General features: G+C 37.7%; 21 protein-coding genes. 19 read left to right on the top strand and 2 right to left on the bottom strand.

The features are described from left to right. Positions 1–12 precede the first annotated feature (12 nt). The 3 genes from recD2 (at position 13) to AB1284_RS17145 (ending at position 2,786) form a co-directional block, all read left to right on the top strand. Positions 13–2,343, top strand: a complete 2,331-nt coding sequence (recD2, locus tag AB1284_RS17155; protein ID WP_429753765.1) for an SF1B family DNA helicase RecD2 — start codon at positions 13–15, stop codon at positions 2,341–2,343. Between the two features lie 108 nt (positions 2,344–2,451). Further along, positions 2,452–2,640, top strand: coding sequence for a hypothetical protein (locus AB1284_RS17150; RefSeq protein ID WP_020060848.1), 189 nt, complete (start codon positions 2,452–2,454; stop codon positions 2,638–2,640). A gap of 17 nt (positions 2,641–2,657) precedes the next feature. After that, entirely contained in the window at positions 2,658–2,786 is a 129-nt protein-coding gene (locus AB1284_RS17145) for a YrzQ family protein (protein WP_429753766.1), read from the top strand. A gap of 59 nt (positions 2,787–2,845) precedes the next feature. On the opposite strand, the gene AB1284_RS17140 is transcribed toward AB1284_RS17145, so the two are convergent. Next, positions 2,846–3,058, bottom strand: a complete 213-nt coding sequence (locus AB1284_RS17140) for a hypothetical protein (RefSeq protein WP_429753767.1) — start codon at positions 3,056–3,058, stop codon at positions 2,846–2,848. Between the two features lie 280 nt (positions 3,059–3,338). Between AB1284_RS17140 and AB1284_RS17135 the strand changes: the two genes are divergently transcribed. The 13 genes from AB1284_RS17135 (at position 3,339) to AB1284_RS17075 (ending at position 17,080) form a co-directional block, all read left to right on the top strand. Further along, positions 3,339–4,415: an AI-2E family transporter gene (locus tag AB1284_RS17135; RefSeq protein ID WP_429754434.1), complete on the top strand. Its 1,077-nt coding sequence runs from the start codon at positions 3,339–3,341 to the stop codon at positions 4,413–4,415. Between the two features lie 367 nt (positions 4,416–4,782). Then, positions 4,783–7,425: an alanine--tRNA ligase gene (alaS, locus tag AB1284_RS17130; RefSeq protein ID WP_429753768.1), complete on the top strand. Its 2,643-nt coding sequence runs from the start codon at positions 4,783–4,785 to the stop codon at positions 7,423–7,425. A gap of 74 nt (positions 7,426–7,499) precedes the next feature. After that, on the top strand, positions 7,500–7,766 hold the full coding sequence (locus AB1284_RS17125) for an IreB family regulatory phosphoprotein (protein ID WP_035434175.1): 267 nt from the start codon (positions 7,500–7,502) through the stop codon (positions 7,764–7,766). A gap of 3 nt (positions 7,767–7,769) precedes the next feature. Next, a complete protein-coding gene (gene ruvX, locus AB1284_RS17120) occupies positions 7,770–8,183 on the top strand; it encodes a Holliday junction resolvase RuvX (RefSeq protein ID WP_429753769.1) in 414 nt (137 codons plus the stop codon). 12 nt (positions 8,184–8,195) lie between these two features. Beyond that, a complete protein-coding gene (locus AB1284_RS17115; RefSeq protein ID WP_429753770.1) occupies positions 8,196–8,483 on the top strand; it encodes a DUF1292 domain-containing protein in 288 nt (95 codons plus the stop codon). Positions 8,484–8,728: 245 nt separating this feature from the next. After that, positions 8,729–9,790, top strand: a complete 1,062-nt coding sequence (mltG, locus tag AB1284_RS17110; protein WP_429754435.1) for an endolytic transglycosylase MltG — start codon at positions 8,729–8,731, stop codon at positions 9,788–9,790. Positions 9,791–9,987: 197 nt separating this feature from the next. Then, the gene (locus AB1284_RS17105; RefSeq protein WP_429753771.1) at positions 9,988–10,635 is read left to right on the top strand and encodes an O-methyltransferase; all 648 of its coding nucleotides are present in this window, start codon (positions 9,988–9,990) and stop codon (positions 10,633–10,635) included. Between the two features lie 6 nt (positions 10,636–10,641). Beyond that, a complete protein-coding gene (locus AB1284_RS17100) occupies positions 10,642–11,571 on the top strand; it encodes a peptidase U32 family protein (protein WP_429753772.1) in 930 nt (309 codons plus the stop codon). Between the two features lie 16 nt (positions 11,572–11,587). Further along, positions 11,588–12,868, top strand: coding sequence for a peptidase U32 family protein (locus AB1284_RS17095; RefSeq protein ID WP_429753773.1), 1,281 nt, complete (start codon positions 11,588–11,590; stop codon positions 12,866–12,868). A 17-nt stretch (positions 12,869–12,885) separates the two neighbouring features. Further along, the gene (udk, locus tag AB1284_RS17090; protein WP_336481761.1) at positions 12,886–13,524 is read left to right on the top strand and encodes a uridine kinase; all 639 of its coding nucleotides are present in this window, start codon (positions 12,886–12,888) and stop codon (positions 13,522–13,524) included. 384 nt (positions 13,525–13,908) lie between these two features. Then, entirely contained in the window at positions 13,909–14,385 is a 477-nt protein-coding gene (gene greA, locus AB1284_RS17085; protein ID WP_429753774.1) for a transcription elongation factor GreA, read from the top strand. A 219-nt stretch (positions 14,386–14,604) separates the two neighbouring features. After that, positions 14,605–16,359 carry a peptidoglycan D,D-transpeptidase FtsI family protein gene (locus AB1284_RS17080; RefSeq protein ID WP_429753775.1) on the top strand — a complete coding sequence of 585 codons (1,755 nt, stop codon included), beginning with the start codon at positions 14,605–14,607 and terminating at the stop codon, positions 16,357–16,359. Between the two features lie 100 nt (positions 16,360–16,459). After that, complete coding sequence (locus AB1284_RS17075; RefSeq protein WP_429753776.1) at positions 16,460–17,080, top strand: YrrS family protein; 621 nt, start codon at positions 16,460–16,462, stop codon at positions 17,078–17,080. 32 nt (positions 17,081–17,112) lie between these two features. On the opposite strand, the gene AB1284_RS17070 is transcribed toward AB1284_RS17075, so the two are convergent. Continuing rightward, positions 17,113–17,328: a YrzA family protein gene (locus tag AB1284_RS17070; protein ID WP_429753777.1), complete on the bottom strand. Its 216-nt coding sequence runs from the start codon at positions 17,326–17,328 to the stop codon at positions 17,113–17,115. Positions 17,329–17,464: 136 nt separating this feature from the next. Here AB1284_RS17070 and AB1284_RS17065 point away from each other — a divergent pair, with 136 nt between their 5' ends. From AB1284_RS17065 to AB1284_RS17055, 3 genes are all read left to right on the top strand, one after another. Further along, positions 17,465–18,103: a class I SAM-dependent DNA methyltransferase gene (locus tag AB1284_RS17065; protein WP_429753778.1), complete on the top strand. Its 639-nt coding sequence runs from the start codon at positions 17,465–17,467 to the stop codon at positions 18,101–18,103. A gap of 14 nt (positions 18,104–18,117) precedes the next feature. After that, the gene (gene mtnN / locus AB1284_RS17060) at positions 18,118–18,813 is read left to right on the top strand and encodes a 5'-methylthioadenosine/S-adenosylhomocysteine nucleosidase (protein ID WP_429753779.1); all 696 of its coding nucleotides are present in this window, start codon (positions 18,118–18,120) and stop codon (positions 18,811–18,813) included. Positions 18,814–18,898: 85 nt separating this feature from the next. Beyond that, positions 18,899–19,822: an O-acetylserine dependent cystathionine beta-synthase gene (locus AB1284_RS17055; RefSeq protein WP_429753780.1), complete on the top strand. Its 924-nt coding sequence runs from the start codon at positions 18,899–18,901 to the stop codon at positions 19,820–19,822. The last annotated feature ends 2 nt before the right edge of the window (positions 19,823–19,824 follow it).

Below are 19,824 nucleotides of genomic sequence, written 5' to 3'. Positions count from 1 at the left end.
AGGAGGGGCAAAATGGGAAATCAACATGCAATGGATTTGTTTGAGGAAGAGCAGAAGTTTATAAAAGCACAAGTTCTTCATACCATTTTCCACAACGAAGAAAACCTCTATTCCGTTGTCAGTATGAAAATTATTGAAACGAACGAAACATATGACGAAAAAAAGGTCATGATAACAGGTCACTTTCCCCGAATGCACGAAGATGAAGTGTTTACACTAACAGGTCATTTTAAAGATCATCCAAAGTACGGGAAACAATATCATATTGAAACGTTTAAAAAGGAATTACCGCAAACAAAAACAGGAATGGTGCAATATTTAGCGAGCGATTTATTTAAAGGAATCGGGAAACGAACAGCGGAAAAAATTGTTGATCATCTTGGTGAACATGCGATTTCGAAAATTATGGATGATCCCGCAGCTTTGGACGGAATTGTAAATAAGCAAAAAGCACAAGAAATATACGAAACGATTATTGAACATCAAGGCCTTGAAAAAGTGATGAGTTTTCTAAATGGTTATGGATTTGGAACGAAGCTTTCTATTAAAATTTATCAACAGTATAAAGAAATGACACTTGAAGTTATTCGGAATAATCCGTATCAGCTGATTGAAGAGGTAGATGGTATTGGGTTTGGACGAGCTGATGATATTGGCCGCGCGCTTGGCATCTCTGGTAATCATGCCGATCGTGTACGAGCAGGATGCTTCTATACATTAGAGCACGTTTCGCTGCAAGAAGGTCATGTGTATATGAAAAGAGAGCAGTTAGTGCAACAAACGATGGAGCTGTTAAATAACCAGGAAACGTCTGTTACAGAAGAAGATGTTTTGCAATGCACAGAAATGATGCAGGGAGAAGGCAAAATTATTATAGAAGATGAGCGTGTATATTTAGCCTCCTTGTATTATTCTGAAAAAGGTGTTGTAGCTTCTATCAATCGTTTACTTGGCCAAGAAGAACTTCCTTCCTTTCCTGAATCGGAGTTGTTGTTAACACTCGGAAAAATTGAAGAGCAACTCGGCGTGCAATATGCACCGCTTCAGCAAGAAGGGATTCAAACAGCTCTTCATAAACCGATGATGATTTTAACAGGAGGTCCTGGTACAGGAAAGACGACTGTTATAAAAGGGATTGTTGAAATGTATGCTTCTCTTCATGGGTTATCATTAGACCCGAAGGATTATAGTGATGACAATCCGTTCCCTATTTTATTAACAGCACCGACAGGCCGTGCAGCAAAGCGTATGAGTGAATCAACAGGATTGCCTGCTTGTACAATCCATCGTTTGCTTGGATGGACACCAGAAGGATCGTTTCAACGTAATGAGCACGATCCTGTTAAAGGGAAATTACTTATTATTGATGAGTTTTCCATGGTTGATATTTGGCTTGCGAATCAATTGTTCAAATCATTGCCATCTACCATTCAAGTCATCATCGTTGGAGATGAAGATCAATTACCATCTGTTGGTCCTGGACAAGTGTTGAAAGATCTATTAGAATCCAGTGTTATTCCAACGGTAAAGCTTACGGAAATATATAGACAGGCGGAAGGTTCATCTGTTATTCAGCTTGCCCATGCGATTAAAAAGGGTGTGTTACCTCCTGATGTAACACAAAATAAAAAAGATCGTTCGTTTATTGCGTGTGCAAGTACGCAAATTGTTGAGGTTGTTAAGCAAGTGTGTGAAAATGCAAAAACAAAAGGATTTAGTGCACGTGATGTACAAGTGTTAGCTCCTATGTACAAGGGGCCGGCAGGTATTAATACGTTAAATGAAGCGCTGCAAGAAGTGTTTAATCCGAAAAAAGAAAAAAGCCGTGAAATTGCATATGGCGAGGTTGTGTATAGGGCTGGAGATAAAGTGCTTCAACTTGTCAATCAGCCGGAAAGTCAAGTATTTAACGGCGATATTGGCGAAATTGTTTCAGTGTTCTATGCGAAAGAAAACGTAGAACAGCAAGATATGGTTGTTGTTTCTTTTGACGGTATTGAAGTAACGTATACAAAAGCAGATTTAAACCAAATTACACATGCGTATTGCTGTTCTATTCATAAATCACAAGGAAGTGAATTTCCGATTGTGATTATGCCGGTTGTAAAAAGTTATTACCGCATGTTGCGCCGTAATTTAATTTATACAGGAATTACACGTAGTAAAAAGTTTTTAATTATTTGCGGCGAGGAAACTGCTTTTCAATCTGGTGTAAGTCGCCTTGATGATGCGCTTCGTCAAACAACACTATGCGACAGATTGCAAGGAAAAGCAGAAGCAATTGAGATTATGACAGAAGAGGGTCTCGATGTGGAAAACATTTCACCGTATGATTTTATGTAACGAGGTGAAATTATATAGTGTAATGCAGTTCTTATCATGTATAAACATATATAGTTTGGACATAATGGCGTAATAGAATACGGGAGATTGTAAGGAGATGAACGCCATATGTTCAGTTGTCCAAACTGTAAAGGAAAAGATATTGGAAAAATAGGTGTGAATCAATATTATTGCTGGAACTGCTTTATTGAATTATCGATTTCAAAGGGGAAAATTCATACACATCAAGTCGAGGAAGACGGTTCATTAAGTTCTTTAGATGATTTGTTTGATGAGAACGAACGAACAATCGGTTAATAAGGAGAGTGTTAACTTTGAAATTGCGCTCATCATTAATTGCATTAGGTGTAGGAGCAGCAGCATATCAATATGCACGTAAGCAAGATGTATTTTCAAGACGAAATATGAAAAAAGCACGTAAGATGCTTAAATCTTATTTATAATTCTCATTATACATGCATGTTTCAGATGCGAAGAAGCTCCCTAATTTTAGGGAGCTTTTTTATGTGCTTATGTAGAGGTAAAATAATCCGATTTGAGAGAAAAGATGAGAAAGTCCGTAGCAGCCAAGCCCTAGTATACTGTAGTAACAGAGATGCCTGGCACGTTCTTGTTTTGAAGAGGGAATGAAAAATCCTTTCCAAATGCCAAACCCAATACATATCCATTCTAATAGCATGCAGAGTGCGGAAAGTCCCAGCATCAACCAAACCATTTTGCGCCTCCTAACTTTGTTGAACTAATCGGACTTTTGCGGGAAGTTGTCTCCCACCTATCTTCCTCGTTTCTCCTTGAATCTTAGGGTGGAGATCTTACTGCCCAAAAATAGCGGGATAAATAATAGTGAGGACAAGATATGATATGAAATTGCACTTGTTAGTTTGAGTATATGTATCTTTCTACAAAACAGTAAGAATACCTACAAAAAAATCCCGGCATGGCGGGGTTTTTTAATTTTTACACATAACCTTCTTTATTTCTCTTCAAACTAAGAAATAGAGGAGGTTTTTCTATTGAAGAATCTTAAAATTATTTGGATTTACCGGTTAGGTTTATTATTGCTGATTTTTTTATGTTTGCTCGTCTTTTTGAAAATTAAGCCGCTTTGGGCACCGATTTTATTTGTGATTAAAGTCGCCGTTACACCATTTTTCATCGCTTGTTTTATTGCTTATTTGCTGCATCCGCTTATTGAAAAATTGCATGAAAAAGGCATGCCGCGTACATTTGCCATTTTACTCATTTACATTCTTTTCTTTGGCGGTCTTGGATATGGTGTGTATAAAGGAACGCCAGCTGTTATTGCACAGTTGCAAGAAATGAACGAGCAATTTCCGCAATTTGTGAGCATGTATGAAACATGGTCGGATGGAATAACAGAGCAAACTGAAAATTTTCCTGAGTTCGTGAATGAGAAAATTAAACAAATCTTCGCAGGGGTTGAAGGAAAGATACAAGCGCTTTTAAATAAAGTGATGAGTACGGCAAGAGGAATACTTGATTCACTTCTTATTATTTTTTTAATTCCATTTATCGTATTTTACATATTAAAAGACTACGGTGAATTTTATCATATTTTTTGGAAGCTTGTACCGAGTAAGTGGCGTAAGGATGGTCAGCAGTTAGCGAAAGAAATTGATAAGTCGCTTGGAAATTATATTCGCGGACAATTATTTGTTTGTTTAATTTTAGGAGGGGTCTCTGCGCTGGCATTTTGGTTTATCGGAATGAAGTATCCGCTTCTTTTAGGGATTATCGTTGGAGTTACTGATATTATCCCATACTTCGGTCCTATTTTAGGGGCGATTCCAACATTAATGATTGCCGCGACAGTATCAACGAATTTAGTTATTAAAGCTGGAATTGCGCTTGCCATTTTACAATTTGTTGAGAGTAATATTTTGTCTCCCTATATTGTAGGAAGATCTCTGCGGATGCACCCTGTTATTATTATGCTTGCACTGCTTGTTGGAGGTGAAATTGGCGGCATTGTAGGACTCTTATTATCCGTACCACTGTTAGCGGTTCTTCGTACCATTATTGTCCATACCAAGCTATTTTGGAAACATTGACAAATGGAAACGGATTCGCTACAATTTGTGCATATAGTATATGATAAATTAATGACGGAACGAGTATGTTACAGTCCATTTTGCAGAGAGAAGCTTCCTTAGGCTGAGAGAAGCTTCAAATGAAGGGTAACAGAACGCTATTCCTGAGAGCAGCTAATCCCTGCCGTCTTGCCACGTTACGGCAACTTGAGGTGATGAAATATATGCATATTATTAGGATGTGCAATCTAGCCGTCGTGTCCAAAAGTAAGACACTTCCGCTTTTTATTTCATAATCAGGGTGGTAACGCGAGTCAACTCTCGTCCCTGTTATAGGGGACGGGAGTTTTTTGTTTTTTAATTGATTTTAATGAAGGAGGAAATACATATGAAACACTTAACAGGCGCACAAATTCGTCAAATGTTTTTAGATTTTTTCCAAGAAAAAGGACATGCAGTAGAACCGAGTGCATCATTAGTTCCGCACGAAGATCCATCTCTTTTATGGATTAATAGTGGGGTTGCAACGCTGAAAAAATATTTTGATGGCCGCGTAATTCCACAAAACCCGCGCATTACAAATGCGCAAAAATCAATTCGTACAAACGATATTGAAAATGTAGGGAAAACAGCTCGTCACCATACATTCTTTGAAATGTTAGGGAACTTCTCAATTGGGGATTACTTCAAAGAAGAAGCAATTACATGGGCTTGGGAGTTTTTAACGAGCGACAAATGGATTGGTTTCGATAAAGAACTTTTATCTGTAACAATCCATCCAGAAGATGAAGAAGCATTCCAAATTTGGCATGAGAAAATGGGTGTGCCAAAAGAGCGCATTATCCGTTTAGAAGAAAACTTCTGGGATATTGGTGAAGGCCCAAGTGGACCAAACACAGAAATTTTCTACGACCGCGGAGAAGCTTACGGTAACGATTTTAGCGATCCAGAATTATATCCAGGTGGAGAAAATGAACGTTATTTAGAAGTATGGAACCTTGTATTCTCACAATTCAATCATAACCCTGACGGTACATATACGCCGCTTCCGAAGAAAAACATTGATACAGGGATGGGTCTTGAGCGTATGGCATCTGTTGTTCAAAATGTGCCAACGAACTTTGACACAGACTTATTTATGCCAATTATCGGTGCAACAGAAGCAATTTCTGGTGAAAAATACCGCGCTGGCAATCATGAACAAGATACAGCGTTTAAAGTAATTGCTGACCATATTCGTACTGTAACATTTGCAGTTGGAGACGGAGCTCTTCCTTCTAACGAAGGCCGTGGTTATGTATTACGTCGTTTATTACGCCGCGCTGTACGTTATGCGAAGAAATTAAATGTTAATCGTCCATTTATGTATGAATTAGTACCAGTAGTTGGCGAAGTAATGAAGGATTTCTACCCAGAAGTTCTTGAGAAGAAAGACTTTATTGCACGCGTTGTGAAAAATGAAGAGGAGCGTTTCCATGAAACACTTCATGACGGCGAAGCAATCTTAGCTGAAGTGATTGGAAAAGCAAAAGAAGAAAAATCAACTGTTATTTCTGGCGAAGACGCATTCCGTCTATATGACACATATGGTTTCCCAATTGAATTAACAGAAGAATATGCAGAAGAAGCTGGCATGACAGTTGATCATGAAGGTTTTGAAGCAGAGATGGAAAAACAACGTGAGCGCGCACGTGCAGCTCGTCAAGACGTTGATTCAATGCAAGTACAAGGCGGCGTTCTTGGTGAAATTAAAGTAGCGAGCGAATTTATTGGTTATGATTCCGTAGCTACAGAAAGTAACGTTGTTGCACTTGTGAAGAATGGTGAGTTCACAGATAGCCTACAAGCAGGTGAAGAAGGACAATTAATGTTAGATGTAACACCATTCTACGCTGAGAGCGGCGGACAGATTGCTGACCGTGGTTATCTTCTTGCTGATGGCGTAAAAGTACTTGTAAAAGATGTACAAAAAGCGCCTAATGGTCAAAACTTACACAAAGTAGTTGTAGAAGAAGGAACATTAACAAAAGATGCAGCAGTAAAAACGTTAATCGATACGAAAAACCGCGCAGCAATCGTGAAAAACCATACGGCAACTCACCTTCTGCATCAAGCGCTAAAAGATGTACTTGGCGGACACGTAAACCAAGCAGGATCTCTTGTAACATCAGAGCGTTTACGTTTTGACTTCTCTCATTTCGGTCAAGTACAAGCTGATGAACTTGAAAAAATTGAGCGTATTGTAAACGAGAAAATTTGGGAAAGTATCACAGTAGACATTTCTCAAAAAGCAATTGAAGAAGCAAAAGCGATGGGTGCAATGGCACTATTCGGTGAAAAATACGGAGATGTTGTACGCGTTGTACAAGTAGGTGATTATAGCTTAGAGCTTTGCGGTGGTTGTCATGTAGATAACACAGCATCTATTGGTATTTTCAAAATCGTTGCTGAATCTGGTATTGGAGCAGGAACGCGTCGTATTGAAGCGGTAACAGGAAAAGCTGCATATGAATTAATGAACGAACAAGTTGGTTTATTAAAAGAAGCAGCAAACAAAATGAAAACAAATCCGAAAGATATTTTAACAAGAGTGGATGGCTTATTTGCTGAAGTAAAACAACTGCAAAAAGAAAATGAGTCTCTTGCAGCAAAACTAAGCAACATTGAAGCTGGTAACTTAACAGATGCAGTGCGTACAGTGGATGGTGTAAATGTACTTGCAACAAAAGTAAATGTTGCAGATATGAATAACTTACGTACAATGATGGATGACTTAAAGAACAAATTACAATCTGCAGTTATCGTGCTTACAGCTGTAAACGATGATAAGGTCAACATTCTTGCTGGTGTAACGAAAGATTTAATTGAGCAAGGATACCATGCTGGTAAACTTGTTAAAGAGGTAGCATCTCGTTGCGGCGGTGGCGGCGGCGGTCGTCCTGATATGGCGCAAGCTGGTGGTAAAAATCCAGCACAAGTAGAGGATGCACTTGCATTTGTAGAAGAGTACGTTAAATCTGTTTCAAAATAAAGAGATAGTAGTGTACAATAGTAGGGAGAAGGGATATCTTTCTCCCTATACCTAGTAAAGTGAGGTGCTTAAAAATGGACGGGTTCGATAAAACGATGAAGTTTAACTTCCAAGAAGAAAAACAAAATGTCCATGTCAATGACGTACTATTAACTGTGTATGATGCACTTCAAGAAAAAGGATATAATCCGATTAATCAAATCGTCGGTTATTTATTAAGTGGTGATCCAGCATACATACCTCGTCATAAAGATGCTCGCAATATTATTCGTAAGCTAGAACGTGATGAACTGATTGAGGAGCTTGTAAAGTCTTATTTGAAGCATCATCGTGAGGAGTAGTTTATGCGTATATTAGGTTTAGATGTTGGGACAAAAACAGTCGGCGTTGCAATAAGCGATGAGATGGGCTGGACAGCACAAGGCTTGGAAACGATTAAAATTAACGAAGAAAGAGGCGAATTTGGTTTTAATCGTATTTCAGAGTTAGTAAAACAGTACAATGTGGACAAGATAGTAGTAGGATTGCCAAAAAACATGAATGGTACAATCGGTCCGCGCGGCGTGGCTTGTCAGCAATTTGCAGAAAAATTGGGTGAGCTCGTGCAATTGGAAGTTGTACTGTGGGACGAACGCTTGTCAACAATGGCAGCGGAGCGCCTGCTCATTTCGGCAGATGTAAGCCGAAAAAAACGAAAGCAAGTCATTGATAAGATGGCAGCTGTCGTAATTTTGCAAGGATATTTAGATAGTAAATAAGAGGTGACCATAATGGAAGAAAATCAAATTACAATTGTTGACGAAAAAGGTAACGAACATCTATGTGAAATTATTTTCACTTTTGATGCTGAAAAATTTGGTAAAAAATCTTACGTAGTATTCTCACCAATCGGTGAAGTTGACGAAGATGGCGATCCAATTTATGATGCAATGGCTTTCGAGCAAAACGAAGAAGAATCTGGCGGAACATTACTTCCAATCGAATCAGAAGAAGAGTGGGAAATGGTACAAGAAATGTTTAACACTCTTGCTGAGGAAGAAGAAGGCGAAGAAGCGTAATATGGTAAGTGTAAACAAACTGATTTCATATTGAAATCAGTTTGTTTGTTATATTTGTAAGATGAATGAAAGATTTTTTGTCGAAAGCAGATAGTTATTTGTAGTATAATGATACAGATTGTAGAAAAAAGAAAAAAACATGTCTAAAGAATAGACATGTTTTTTAGTATTTCGTAAGTTGTTGTATAGAGTAGGCGAGTACATTATACAATTTGGAATAAGGAGGACATAGGGGAGTGAATCAAATGAAGACAAAAAAACGAAGACGAGTAATGGCAGCCATTGTCGTGGTATTGCTTGTTGTTTGTGGTTCTGCATATGCATATATTACCTCAGCTTTAAAGCCGCTTAATGCAGAGAGTAAAAAGGAAATTGAAGTGGAAATTCCAAAAGGTTCTTCTACAAGTAAGGTAGGAGAGATTTTGGAAGACAAAGGAATTGTAAAAAACGGAACTATATTTGGTTTATACGCAAAAATGAAGTCTCAAAATTTACAAGCTGGTACATATTTGTTAAACCCATCGATGAATGTAGATGAAATAATGGGACAAATGTCATCTGGTAATGTGCATCGTCCAGTTGCTTATAAAGTGACAGTTAAAGAGGGGGCACAAGTTGTTGAAATTGCAGATACAATTGCTAAGGAATTTAAATTAAACAAAGAAGATGTTATTCGTCAGTTGAATGATAAAGCATTTGTGCAAAAACTCCAGCAGAAGTATCCAACATTGCTTACTAATAAAATTTTTGATAGCAATATTAAGTATCCATTAGAAGGGTATTTATATCCAGCTACATACCCGTACTATAAAAAGCAAGTAACGTTAGAAGAAATCGTAACGCCAATGCTTGATAAAACAAATAAATTGATTGAACAAAACGCGCAAAAAATGCAAGCAAGACAATTGGATGTTCACCAATTATTGACAATGTCTTCTTTAATTGAAGAGGAAGCAACGGGTTATACAGATCGGAAAAATATTGCTAGTGTGTTTTATAATCGTTTAGCAAAAGGAATGCCGCTGCAAACAGATCCAACAGTGCTATATGCATTAGGGAAGCATAAAGAGCGTGTACTATATGAGGATTTAAAAGTAAACTCTCCGTATAATACATATGTTGTGAAAGGATTACCAGTTGGACCAATTTCTAATTCTAGTGTAAAATCAGTAGAAGCAGCACTTGAGCCTGCACAAACAGAGTATTATTATTTCTTAGCGGCACCAGACGGTCAAGTGTATTACGCTAAAACACTAGAAGAGCATAACGCGTTAAAACAAAAGTATATTACACAAAAGCAATCGTAAATTTTTTGAGGGAAGCGAGAAAAATTCGCATATCCCTCTTTTTTATGATAAAATATAGCGGGTTAAAAACTGGCAGAAGAAACGTTTTTAATATAGAAACGGGACGTACAAGCTAAGGATAGAGTGAGCTTGTATTTTTCTTGCCGCAAAGAGACAATATTCTTTTTTACTTCTCCATGCGATAAGGAGGACTATCTATGGAGCAACAAGATGCAGTTTATGAATATTTGCAGTCTTTTATCGATCCGAAAGATGAGCTAATTCTTGAAATGGAACAGTATGCGAGTGAGTATCATGTACCAATTATGGATCGTCTTGGCATGGAGTTTATGTTGCAATTTTTGCGTCTAATTAAGCCAAAGACCATCTTAGAACTTGGTACAGCAATTGGATATTCTAGCATTCGCATGATGCAAGCCATTCCAAATTCACGTATTGTCACCGTAGAGCGAAATGCGGATCGATATGAAAAAGCACTTGAATATATAAATCGTTCCCCGGTAAAAGAACGCATTTCTGTTATTTTTGGAGATGCTCTAGAAACAGGAGAGCAAGTAAAAGAACATGGCACATTTGATGTCATTTTTATTGATGCAGCAAAAGGACAATATCGTCGCTTTTTTGATATATACGAGCCGTTATTAAATCCTGGCGGCGTTATTATTTCAGATAATGTACTATATCACGGTCTTGTGACGACAACGGAACACATTGAAAATAGGCGTACACGTGGGTTAATTAGAAGAATTAAAACGTATAATGAGTGGCTCATGAATCATGAAGGATATGATACAACAATTTTCCCGATTGGCGACGGAGTAGCCGTGAGTAAAAAGAAGGGGTGACGTATAATGAAAAAACCTGAGTTGTTAGTAACGCCAAGAACAGTGGCGGATATTGAACCACTTGCAAAAGCAGGTGCAGATGCAGTAATGATTGGTGAACAAAAATTTGGTTTACGTTTAGCTGGTGAATTTTCTCGTGAAGACGTAAAAGAAACAGTAGCTATTGCACATGAAAATAACATGAAAGTGTATGTTGCAATGAATGCGATGTTCCATAATGAGAAAGTAGAAGCTTTAAAAGATTATGTGGCATTTTTACAAGAAGTAAATGTAGATGCAGTTGTATTTGGAGATCCAGCTGTATTAATGACAGTGCGTGAAGTTGCACCAAGTATGCAAATGCATTGGAATACAGAAACAACAGCAACAAACTGGTTTACATGTAACTATTGGGGACGTAAAGGTGCAAAACGCGCTGTTCTTGCCCGCGAATTAAGCTTAGATGAAATTGTGGAATTAAAAGAAAATGCAGAAGTCGAAGTGGAAGTACAAATTCACGGAATGACATGCATGTTCCAATCAAAGCGTTCTTTAGTAGGAAACTACTTCGAATATCAAGGGCGCGATATGGAAATTGAAAAGAAGAAGTATGAAGAAAACATGTTTTTACATGATAAAGAACGTAATAATAAATATCCAGTCTATGAAGATGAGAACGGCACTCACATTATGAGTCCGAATGATATTTGTTTTATCGATGAATTAGAAGAGTTAATCGATGCTGAAATCGATAGCTTAAAAATTGATGGTGTATTAAAAAGTTCAGAATACATTGTTGAAGTAACGAAGAGATATCGTAAGGCTATTGATTTATGCGTAGAAGATCGCAATGCGTATTATGGCGTAAAAGACGACTTATATAAAGAAATTGAAGAAATTCAACCGGTAAATCGCCCGTTAGATACAGGATTCTTCTTCAAAGAAACTGTTTATTAAAAAGGAGGTTCAGCATATGACTGTCAAAGAAATTTCACGTGTAATTGACGGAAAACGTGTTATTGTAAAGAAACCCGAGTTATTAATACCAGCAGGTAACTTAGAAAAATTAAAAGTAGCTATTCATTACGGTGCAGATGCTGTATATTTAGGTGGACAAGAATTTGGTCTTCGCTCAAATGCAGGTAACTTTACGCTAGAAGAAATGGCAGAAGGCGTTGAATTTGCAAAGAAATATGGTGCGAAAATATATGTAACAACAAATATCTTTGCACATAATGAAAATATGGACGGCTTAGAAGAATATTTAAGAGGGATTGAAAAAGCTGGTGTAACAGGTATTATCGTTGCAGATCCTCTTATTATTGAGACGTGTAAACGTGTAGCACCTTCTGTTGAAGTGCATTTAAGTACACAACAATCACTGTCCAACTGGAAAGCAGCACAGTATTGGAAAGAAGAAGGCCTGCACCGTCTTGTATTGGCTCGTGAAGTAGGATACGAAGAAATGAAAGAAATCAAAGAGCACGTTGATATTGAAATTGAGGCATTTGTCCACGGTGCAATGTGTATTGCGTACTCTGGAAGATGTACATTAAGTAATCATATGACAGCACGTGACTCTAACCGCGGTGGTTGCTGTCAATCTTGCCGCTGGGATTATGATTTAGTTCAGACAGTATCGCAACATAAAGAAGCAGAAGAACTTCCTTTATTTAAAGAAGGGGATGCTCCTTTTGCAATGAGTCCAAAAGACTTAAATCTTATTTTATCTATCCCGAAAATGATTGAAATTGGGATTGACAGCTTGAAAGTGGAAGGGCGCATGAAATCAATTCACTACGTTGCAACTGTTGCAACTGTGTATCGTAAAGTAATCGATGCATATTGTGCAGATCCAGACAACTTCGAGTTTAAACAAGAATGGTTAGAAGAACTTGATAAATGTGCAAATCGTGATACAGCACCTGCATTCTTTGAAGGAGTTCCTGGGCACTTAGAACAAATGTATGGAAATCATAGTAAGAAAACAACGTATGATTTTGCTGGTTTAGTGTTAGATTATAATGAAGAAACAGGCATTGTAACAATAGAGCAGCGTAACTACTTCAAACCAGGTCATGAAGTTGAGTTCTTTGGACCAGAAATTGAAAACTTTACACAAACGGTGGAAAAAATTTGGGATGAGGATGGAAACGAATTAGATGCAGCGAGACATCCGTTGCAAATCGTGAAATTCAAAGTGGATCGACCAGTGTATGTGAACAACATGATGCGAAAAAGCATACTTCAATAAGAAAGAGTGGTAGTTGAATGGGGACGAACAAGCCTGTTGTAATTGGAATCGCTGGTGGTTCAGGATCAGGTAAAACAAGTGTAACAAAAGCAATCTTTGATCAGTTTCAAGGTCATTCTATTTTAATCTTAGAGCAAGATTATTATTATAAAGATCAAAGTCATTTGCCAATGGAGGAGCGCTTAAAAACAAATTATGATCATCCGTTAGCATTTGATAATGACTTGTTAATTGAGCACTTGCATCAGTTGCTTGCGTATAAGCAGGTTGAGAAGCCTGTATATGATTACACATTGCATACACGCTCGGAAGAAATTATTCCAGTAGAACCGAAAGATGTAATTATTCTAGAGGGAATTCTTATTTTAGAAGATCCACGTCTTTGCGATTTAATGGATATTAAAGTGTTTGTTGATACAGATGCTGACCTTCGCATTTTACGCCGTATGGAGCGAGATATTAAAGAACGCGGCCGTACGATGGAATCTGTTGTTGAACAATATGTAAATGTTGTGCGTCCAATGCACAATCAATTTATTGAGCCTTCTAAGAAATTTGCAGATATTATTATTCCAGAAGGTGGACAAAATCATGTTGCGATTGATATTATGGTCACAAAAATTGCAACAATTCTTGAAGAAAAAGTGAATTTGTAATAGCATAGTAAAAGATGTACGATAGGAAGGGATTTTTCCCCTTTCTATCGAATACAATGAAACATGCCAACCTCACCCCCATCTAGGTGAGGGCATATTTATATTAACTTTCCATACATATCTTCTTTATATAAAGTGAAACTTCCACCAGTGGGAGGTTAACGGGCAACCTACCTTCCTCGCTTTCCTTTGGATTTTGAGGTGGGAGTCTACTGCCCGCGAATAGTGGGATAAGGAAGAATTGGGAAAAAATACGGGGTTGTGTGTGACAACTCCGCTAGTGCTAAGCGTACTAGAAACCTTCGCTATTTCATAAGGCGGAGGAGTTTTCATATGGAACTCCTCTTTTTTTCGGGGGATTGGTATATAAAAGGAGTGGAAAACATGGCAACAGAAAAAACTTACCCTATGACACTTGAGGGAAAACAAAAATTAGAACATGAACTTGAACAATTAAAAACAGTAAGACGTAAAGAAGTTGTAGAGCGTATTAAAATTGCGCGCAGCTTTGGTGATCTTTCTGAGAACTCTGAGTATGATGCAGCAAAAGACGAGCAAGCATTCGTAGAAGGTCGTATTACACAGCTTGAAAACATGATTCGCAATGCAGTTATTATTGAAGATAACGGTGAAGATTCTACAGTTGTAACGCTTGGTAAAACTGTTGTTTTTCAAGAATTACCAAGTGGTGAGGAAGAAGCATATACAATCGTCGGTAGCGCGGAAGCTGATCCATTTGAAGGCAGAATTTCTAACGATTCTCCAATCGCGAAGAGCTTAATGGGTAAGCAAATTGGCGAAGAAGTAATCGTACAAACGCCAGGCGGAGATATGCGCGTAAAAATCGTTTCTGTAAAGTAAAACATAAAAAGCTAACTCATCGTATGGTGAGTTAGCTTTTTTATTATTGTGATTCGTATACCTCATCTTAAAATCCATGGGAAATAAAGTGAAACCTCCATCAGTGGGGGTACTGTCCGTTCATGCGAGATAAAGAGAACCTTTACAATATCAAATTCTTCTGTCTGTTTGTATAAAAAGAATTACACCTCGTCAACAATGAAAGACGAGGTGTTTTTTATGAAAATGCAGCAGCGAATTATCATAATTTTAGCAGCTTTTATGTGTATGATGTTTATATTACTTGGTCGTTTAATACAAATTCAGCTTGTGAAAACGGAGTCGTTTACAGATAAGCATATTAATTTAATTGAAAAAGGCGTTGCTCAGCGTACACAGGCAGTTATTGTAGACGATGGGCGTGGCCGTTTTACTGATCGAAATGGTAAAGAGCTGGTAGATGATAATCAGACGGTTTTAATTTTATTTCCATTATTGCGAAGTACGGACTGGCCGGTGCAAAAGATTGCCAATATCATTGGAGTACGAGAGAAGGAATTAGAGCAGCAAATACGAATAGCAAACAAGCCCGTTATATTTCAACAAGATGAAAAGCCGTTGAAATTAACGAAAGAACAAATGCAGCAAATTAATCATTTAAAGATTTCAGGTATTTTGGCAGTCCATGCAAGATTGAAGCAAAATGGGATTATAGCAGAACATCTCATCGGTATTACTGGGGAAAATGAGGAGCAGTTTGTAAAGCGGTATGGGGAAAAAGAAAAGAAGAAAACACCAATCGGTATTTCAGGGCTACAACGCTCGTTTGATGAGTTTTTATTATCAGATGGAGAAACAAAAATACTATATCATGTTGATGGGCAAGGAGAACCAATTTTCGGAAAAAAAGTTAAGTATACATATCCTGCTAATCCTTTTTATCCACTTGTTATAGAAACAACATTGGATAAAAGTTTACAAGTGAGAGCAGAGGAAGTTATCAATCAGTACAAACTTGTAAAAGGCGGTCTTATATTACTTGATATTCAAACAAATGAAATTTTAGCAATGGTGAGTAAGCCGTCTTTACATACAAACAACAAGGAAGCGTATAAGCAAGGTGCAAGTAATCAAATGCTTATTCCACATTTTCCAGGGTCTGTTTTTAAAACTGTCATTGCAGCTGCTGCTATTGAGGAAGGAATACTTACAGCAAAGCGAAGATTTGACTGCGATATGGATCTTTACGGAGAAGGGAAAGCAGATAGGCTGATGGGGAAGCTATCTTTTACAGAAAGCTTTGCTCGCAGCTGTAATCGCACGTTTGCAGTGCTTGGGCGTGAACTCTTACAAAAAGATAGAATGGTGATTGAGAAGTATGTAGACGCGTTAGGGGCAGCAAGCAGCGTTGGATGGAAAGGATCTATTTTTCATACATCTTCATTGCAGCAGCTCATAGAAGAAAAAGAGGGAACAATTTGGCGTGATGAAAGAGATAAAACCGTTCGAAAAGCAATTACACAAACTGCAATCGGTCAAAAAGATGTTCGGTTATCACCGCTAGCTGTCGCCAATATGATGGCAACAATTGCAAGAGGGGGCGAAAAGAAAGAAGTGAAAGCTGTGCGGAGCATTACATATAAAAATGGAACGAAATTATTTCATTTTGAAGATCATCTACTACGAGGGAAAACACTCAAAAAAAATACGATAAAGCAAATGCAGCAATTGTTAAGAGGTGTTGTAACGTCATCGAATGGTACAGGTTCCGCCTATCAATCATTACCATTTACAATAGCAGGGAAATCAGGAACTGCACAAACAGGGAAAGAGAATCGTGAAAATCGGTGGTTCGCTGGTTATTTTCCGTATGAAAACCCTCGCTATGCTTTAGTTGTTGTTGATTTAGAAACGAATAGGAAAGACAATATCGTAACACACATTTTTGCTGATTATGTGGAATCCATTGCTAAGTGGGAAAACAAGAGAAACTGATAAGAAATATTTTCATTTTGTGAAAAAGTAGCCCTACTCCTTCAACCTTTGTGCATTTGATGTTACAATAACAAGTATGAAAAATGTCATGGAGGTTTGAATGATGGCAGGAACTAGATTTCAACAAAAACAACAAAGGCGTCGTCAAAATGGTGTTTTGAATATTGCAATTGGTATCGTGTTATTAGCGGTAATAATTGTAGCATATCAATTATTCTTTACTTCTGATAAAACAGAGCAAGTTGCGTCTGGTGATAAAAAGGTAACGCAGCAAACTGAAAAAGAAAAAGAAGCAACAGCTAAGAAGAAAGAAGACGCGAAAGCAGCCGAGCAAAAGAAAAAAGACGAAGAAGCAAAGAAGAAAGCGGAAGAAGAAGCGAAAGCAAAAGAAAATGAAAAAGTATCCGCAGAGAAAACAATTGCAACAGCGACAGAAGCGTATACAAAGCCAGGTTGGAAGCCAGTTGGTACAGAGCAAGGTCAATCACCAGCAATGACATTCCAAAAAGGAAGTACTGATTGGAATGAGATGATAAAGGCGATTGCGTATGCAATTGATATCCCAGCAGATCAGTTGGTGCTTAACCGTATTGGAAATAATGGGAAACAGAAAGCATATGGTAAAGTAACAGATAAACAAACAGGTAAAAAATATCAGGTGAATATTGATTGGGTAGAAAATGAGGGCTGGAAACCAACGCTTGTTCAAACCCTAAATTAAAAAAGAGAGAGGTGATAAAGCCTCTCTCTTTTTTAGCGCAATTTTTTCAATTTAAAATGAACAACAGCGCTATAATATGGTCGTTTGCTTTCAGGATCCATAATCATTTGATGTGAAACGTGATGTACTTCCATCATAAGTGCCTTATTATTATCGATTTGTTCATGGATTTTCTTTTCTAGCGATGCTAAGCTAGCTGCTTCAAAAAATTCAACTTTATCTTCCATCATTTCAAATGTAAACGACATGAAGCACACCTCTTTCCGCATGTTCATAATTTAGTGTATCAAAGAAGGCTAAGAAATACCATGTGCATTTTTGTTGACTTTTTAGCGTATAAGGCATATTATACTGATAAATCCGATAAGAAAAAGGGGAATTTTTATGGGTACAGAATTTAATGAACTATTCGATGAATGGGCTCAAACGTATGATTCTTTCGTACAGGGCGAAGATATACAATATAAAGAAGTTTTCGCTCATTATGAGGAGATTTTGGAGGATGTAGTAAATAAATCTTTTGGAAATGTTTTGGAATTTGGTGTTGGTACTGGCAACTTAACAAATAGATTATTAGATGCCGGTTACAATGTTTATGGTATAGAACCGTCACAAGAAATGCGGGCGATTGCGAAACAAAAACTTCCGCAAGATGTATCGATTATAGAAGGTGATTTTCTAAACTTTGTTGCTCCTTCGCATGTTGATACGATTGTTAGCACGTATGCTTTTCACCACTTAACAGATGAAGAAAAAAATGTTGCAATTGCGAAGTATAGTCAATTGCTAAATAAAGGTGGTAAAATAGTGTTTGCTGACACGATATTTGTAGATCAAGAAGCATATGATAAAACTGTTGAATCTGCACAGGAGCAAGGATTTCATCAGTTAGCAAATGATTTACAAACGGAATATTATACACGTATTCCAGTCATGCAATCTATTTTTGAAAACAATGGCTTTCAAGTCACATTCACCCGTATGAATCATTTTGTTTGGGTAATGGAGGCAACGAAGCAATAGAAAGAGGGATTAGATTGAGAATTGCTGTAATCGGAGCAATGGAAGAAGAAGTACGTATTTTACGTGACAAGTTAGAGCAAGCAGAAACGGAAACAGTTGCAGGCTGCGAGTTTACGAAGGGTACACTAGCAGGTCATGAAGTGATTTTGCTGAAGTCTGGTATTGGTAAAGTAAATGCAGCAATGTCAACAACGATTTTATTAGAGCGTTATAAGCCTGAAAAAATTATTAATACAGGTTCAGCTGGTGGATTCCATCATTCTTTAAATGTAGGGGATGTTGTGATTTCAACAGAAGTTCGTCATCATGACGTAGATGTAACGGCATTTGACTATGAATATGGTCAAGTACCAGGAATGCCGGCAGGATTTCCAGCGGATGAAGAACTTGTTGCATTAGCTGAAAAATGTATGCAAACAGCAGATGGCATTCAAGTTGTAAAAGGTATGATTGCAACTGGAGATTCTTTCATGAGCGATCCAAGCCGTGTTGCATTTGTTCGTGAGAAATTTACTGATCTGTATGCAGTAGAAATGGAAGCAGCAGCAGTTGCACAAGTTTGTTATCAATATAAAGTGCCATTTGTAATCATTCGAGCACTTTCTGATATTGCTGGTAAGGAATCGGATATTTCGTTCGATCAATTTTTAGATCAAGCAGCTCTTCATTCTACAAACTTTATTGTAAAAGTATTAGAAGAGTTAAAGTAATGTAGCAAAAAGGCAACTGTTTCATATATAAGATATACATACAGTTGCCTTTTTCTTTTGAGGTATTAGGTAAGGAGGAAATACGATGAAAGTGTATCGCAGTGTTCATGACCTAATCGGACATACACCGCTTGTTGAAATTACGCACTTTTTACTTCCAGAAGGTGTTCGGCTTTTTGCGAAGCTTGAGTTCTATAACCCAGGAGGAAGTGTAAAAGATCGGTTAGGGCGAGAATTAATTGAGGATGCTCTTGCTAAAGGACTTGTTACGCCAGGTGGAACAATTATTGAACCGACAGCTGGCAATACAGGAATTGGACTGGCACTTGCAGCACTTGAGCATAATTTACATGTTATCGTTTGCGTTCCAGAGAAATTTAGTATTGAAAAACAAGAACTTATGAAAGCTCTTGGGGCAACGATTGTTCATACACCAACTTCAAAAGGTATGACAGGTGCGATTGCAAAAGCAGAAGAGCTTCTTAAAGAAATTCCAAATTCATATTCTCCATGTCAATTTGCTAATGAAGCAAATCCACGTGCATATTATAAAACATTAGGTCCTGAACTGTGGGAAGCACTAGACGGAAACATTAACATATTTGTCGCTGGTGCTGGTACTGGTGGAACATTTATGGGAACAGCGTCATATTTAAAAGAGCAAAGTCAACAGATTAAAACAGTAATTGTTGAACCAGAAGGCTCAATTTTAAATGGGGGCGAAGCCGGCTCTCATGAAACTGAAGGAATTGGACTTGAATTTATACCACCGTTTCTGAATCAATCATACTTTGATGCCGTTCATACAATTTCAGATCGTGATGCATTCTCACGTGTGAAACAATTGGCACAAAAAGAAGGACTTCTTGTTGGTAGTTCTTCGGGTGCAGCGCTTCACGCAAGTTTATTAGAAGCAGAGAAAGCAAAGCCAGGTACAAATATTGTAACAATTTTTCCAGATAGCAGTGAACGCTATTTGAGTAAGGACATATACAAAGGATGGGAATAAAA

It is taken from the genome of Bacillus sp. S2(2024), from assembly GCF_050474045.1.
Classification (GTDB): Bacteria; Bacillota; Bacilli; order Bacillales; family Bacillaceae_G; genus Bacillus_A; species Bacillus_A yunxiaonensis.
Note: the sequence above shows the minus strand (reverse complement) of the source record. Positions and strands in the feature narration are given on the sequence as shown.

Excerpts from the sequence above, each read along its gene's own strand:
- AB1284_RS17080 (WP_429753775.1), top strand. The coding sequence starts at position 14,605 with ATGAAAATGCAGCAGCGAATTATCATAATTTTAGCAGCTTTTATGTGT.
- AB1284_RS17140 (WP_429753767.1), bottom strand. The coding sequence starts at position 3,058 with ATGGTTTGGTTGATGCTGGGACTTTCCGCACTCTGCATGCTATTAGAA.
- alaS (WP_429753768.1), top strand. The coding sequence starts at position 4,783 with ATGAAACACTTAACAGGCGCACAAATTCGTCAAATGTTTTTAGATTTT.
- AB1284_RS17070 (WP_429753777.1), bottom strand. The coding sequence starts at position 17,328 with ATGTCGTTTACATTTGAAATGATGGAAGATAAAGTTGAATTTTTTGAA.
- AB1284_RS17150 (WP_020060848.1), top strand. The coding sequence starts at position 2,452 with ATGTTCAGTTGTCCAAACTGTAAAGGAAAAGATATTGGAAAAATAGGT.
- AB1284_RS17125 (WP_035434175.1), top strand. The coding sequence starts at position 7,500 with ATGGACGGGTTCGATAAAACGATGAAGTTTAACTTCCAAGAAGAAAAA.
- ruvX (WP_429753769.1), top strand. The coding sequence starts at position 7,770 with ATGCGTATATTAGGTTTAGATGTTGGGACAAAAACAGTCGGCGTTGCA.
- mltG (WP_429754435.1), top strand. The coding sequence starts at position 8,729 with ATGAAGACAAAAAAACGAAGACGAGTAATGGCAGCCATTGTCGTGGTA.
- AB1284_RS17075 (WP_429753776.1), top strand. The coding sequence starts at position 16,460 with ATGATGGCAGGAACTAGATTTCAACAAAAACAACAAAGGCGTCGTCAA.
- AB1284_RS17105 (WP_429753771.1), top strand. The coding sequence starts at position 9,988 with ATGGAGCAACAAGATGCAGTTTATGAATATTTGCAGTCTTTTATCGAT.
- greA (WP_429753774.1), top strand. The coding sequence starts at position 13,909 with ATGGCAACAGAAAAAACTTACCCTATGACACTTGAGGGAAAACAAAAA.
- AB1284_RS17055 (WP_429753780.1), top strand. The coding sequence starts at position 18,899 with ATGAAAGTGTATCGCAGTGTTCATGACCTAATCGGACATACACCGCTT.
- AB1284_RS17065 (WP_429753778.1), top strand. The coding sequence starts at position 17,465 with ATGGGTACAGAATTTAATGAACTATTCGATGAATGGGCTCAAACGTAT.
- AB1284_RS17095 (WP_429753773.1), top strand. The coding sequence starts at position 11,588 with ATGACTGTCAAAGAAATTTCACGTGTAATTGACGGAAAACGTGTTATT.
- udk (WP_336481761.1), top strand. The coding sequence starts at position 12,886 with ATGGGGACGAACAAGCCTGTTGTAATTGGAATCGCTGGTGGTTCAGGA.
- AB1284_RS17115 (WP_429753770.1), top strand. The coding sequence starts at position 8,196 with ATGGAAGAAAATCAAATTACAATTGTTGACGAAAAAGGTAACGAACAT.
- recD2 (WP_429753765.1), top strand. The coding sequence starts at position 13 with ATGGGAAATCAACATGCAATGGATTTGTTTGAGGAAGAGCAGAAGTTT.
- AB1284_RS17100 (WP_429753772.1), top strand. The coding sequence starts at position 10,642 with ATGAAAAAACCTGAGTTGTTAGTAACGCCAAGAACAGTGGCGGATATT.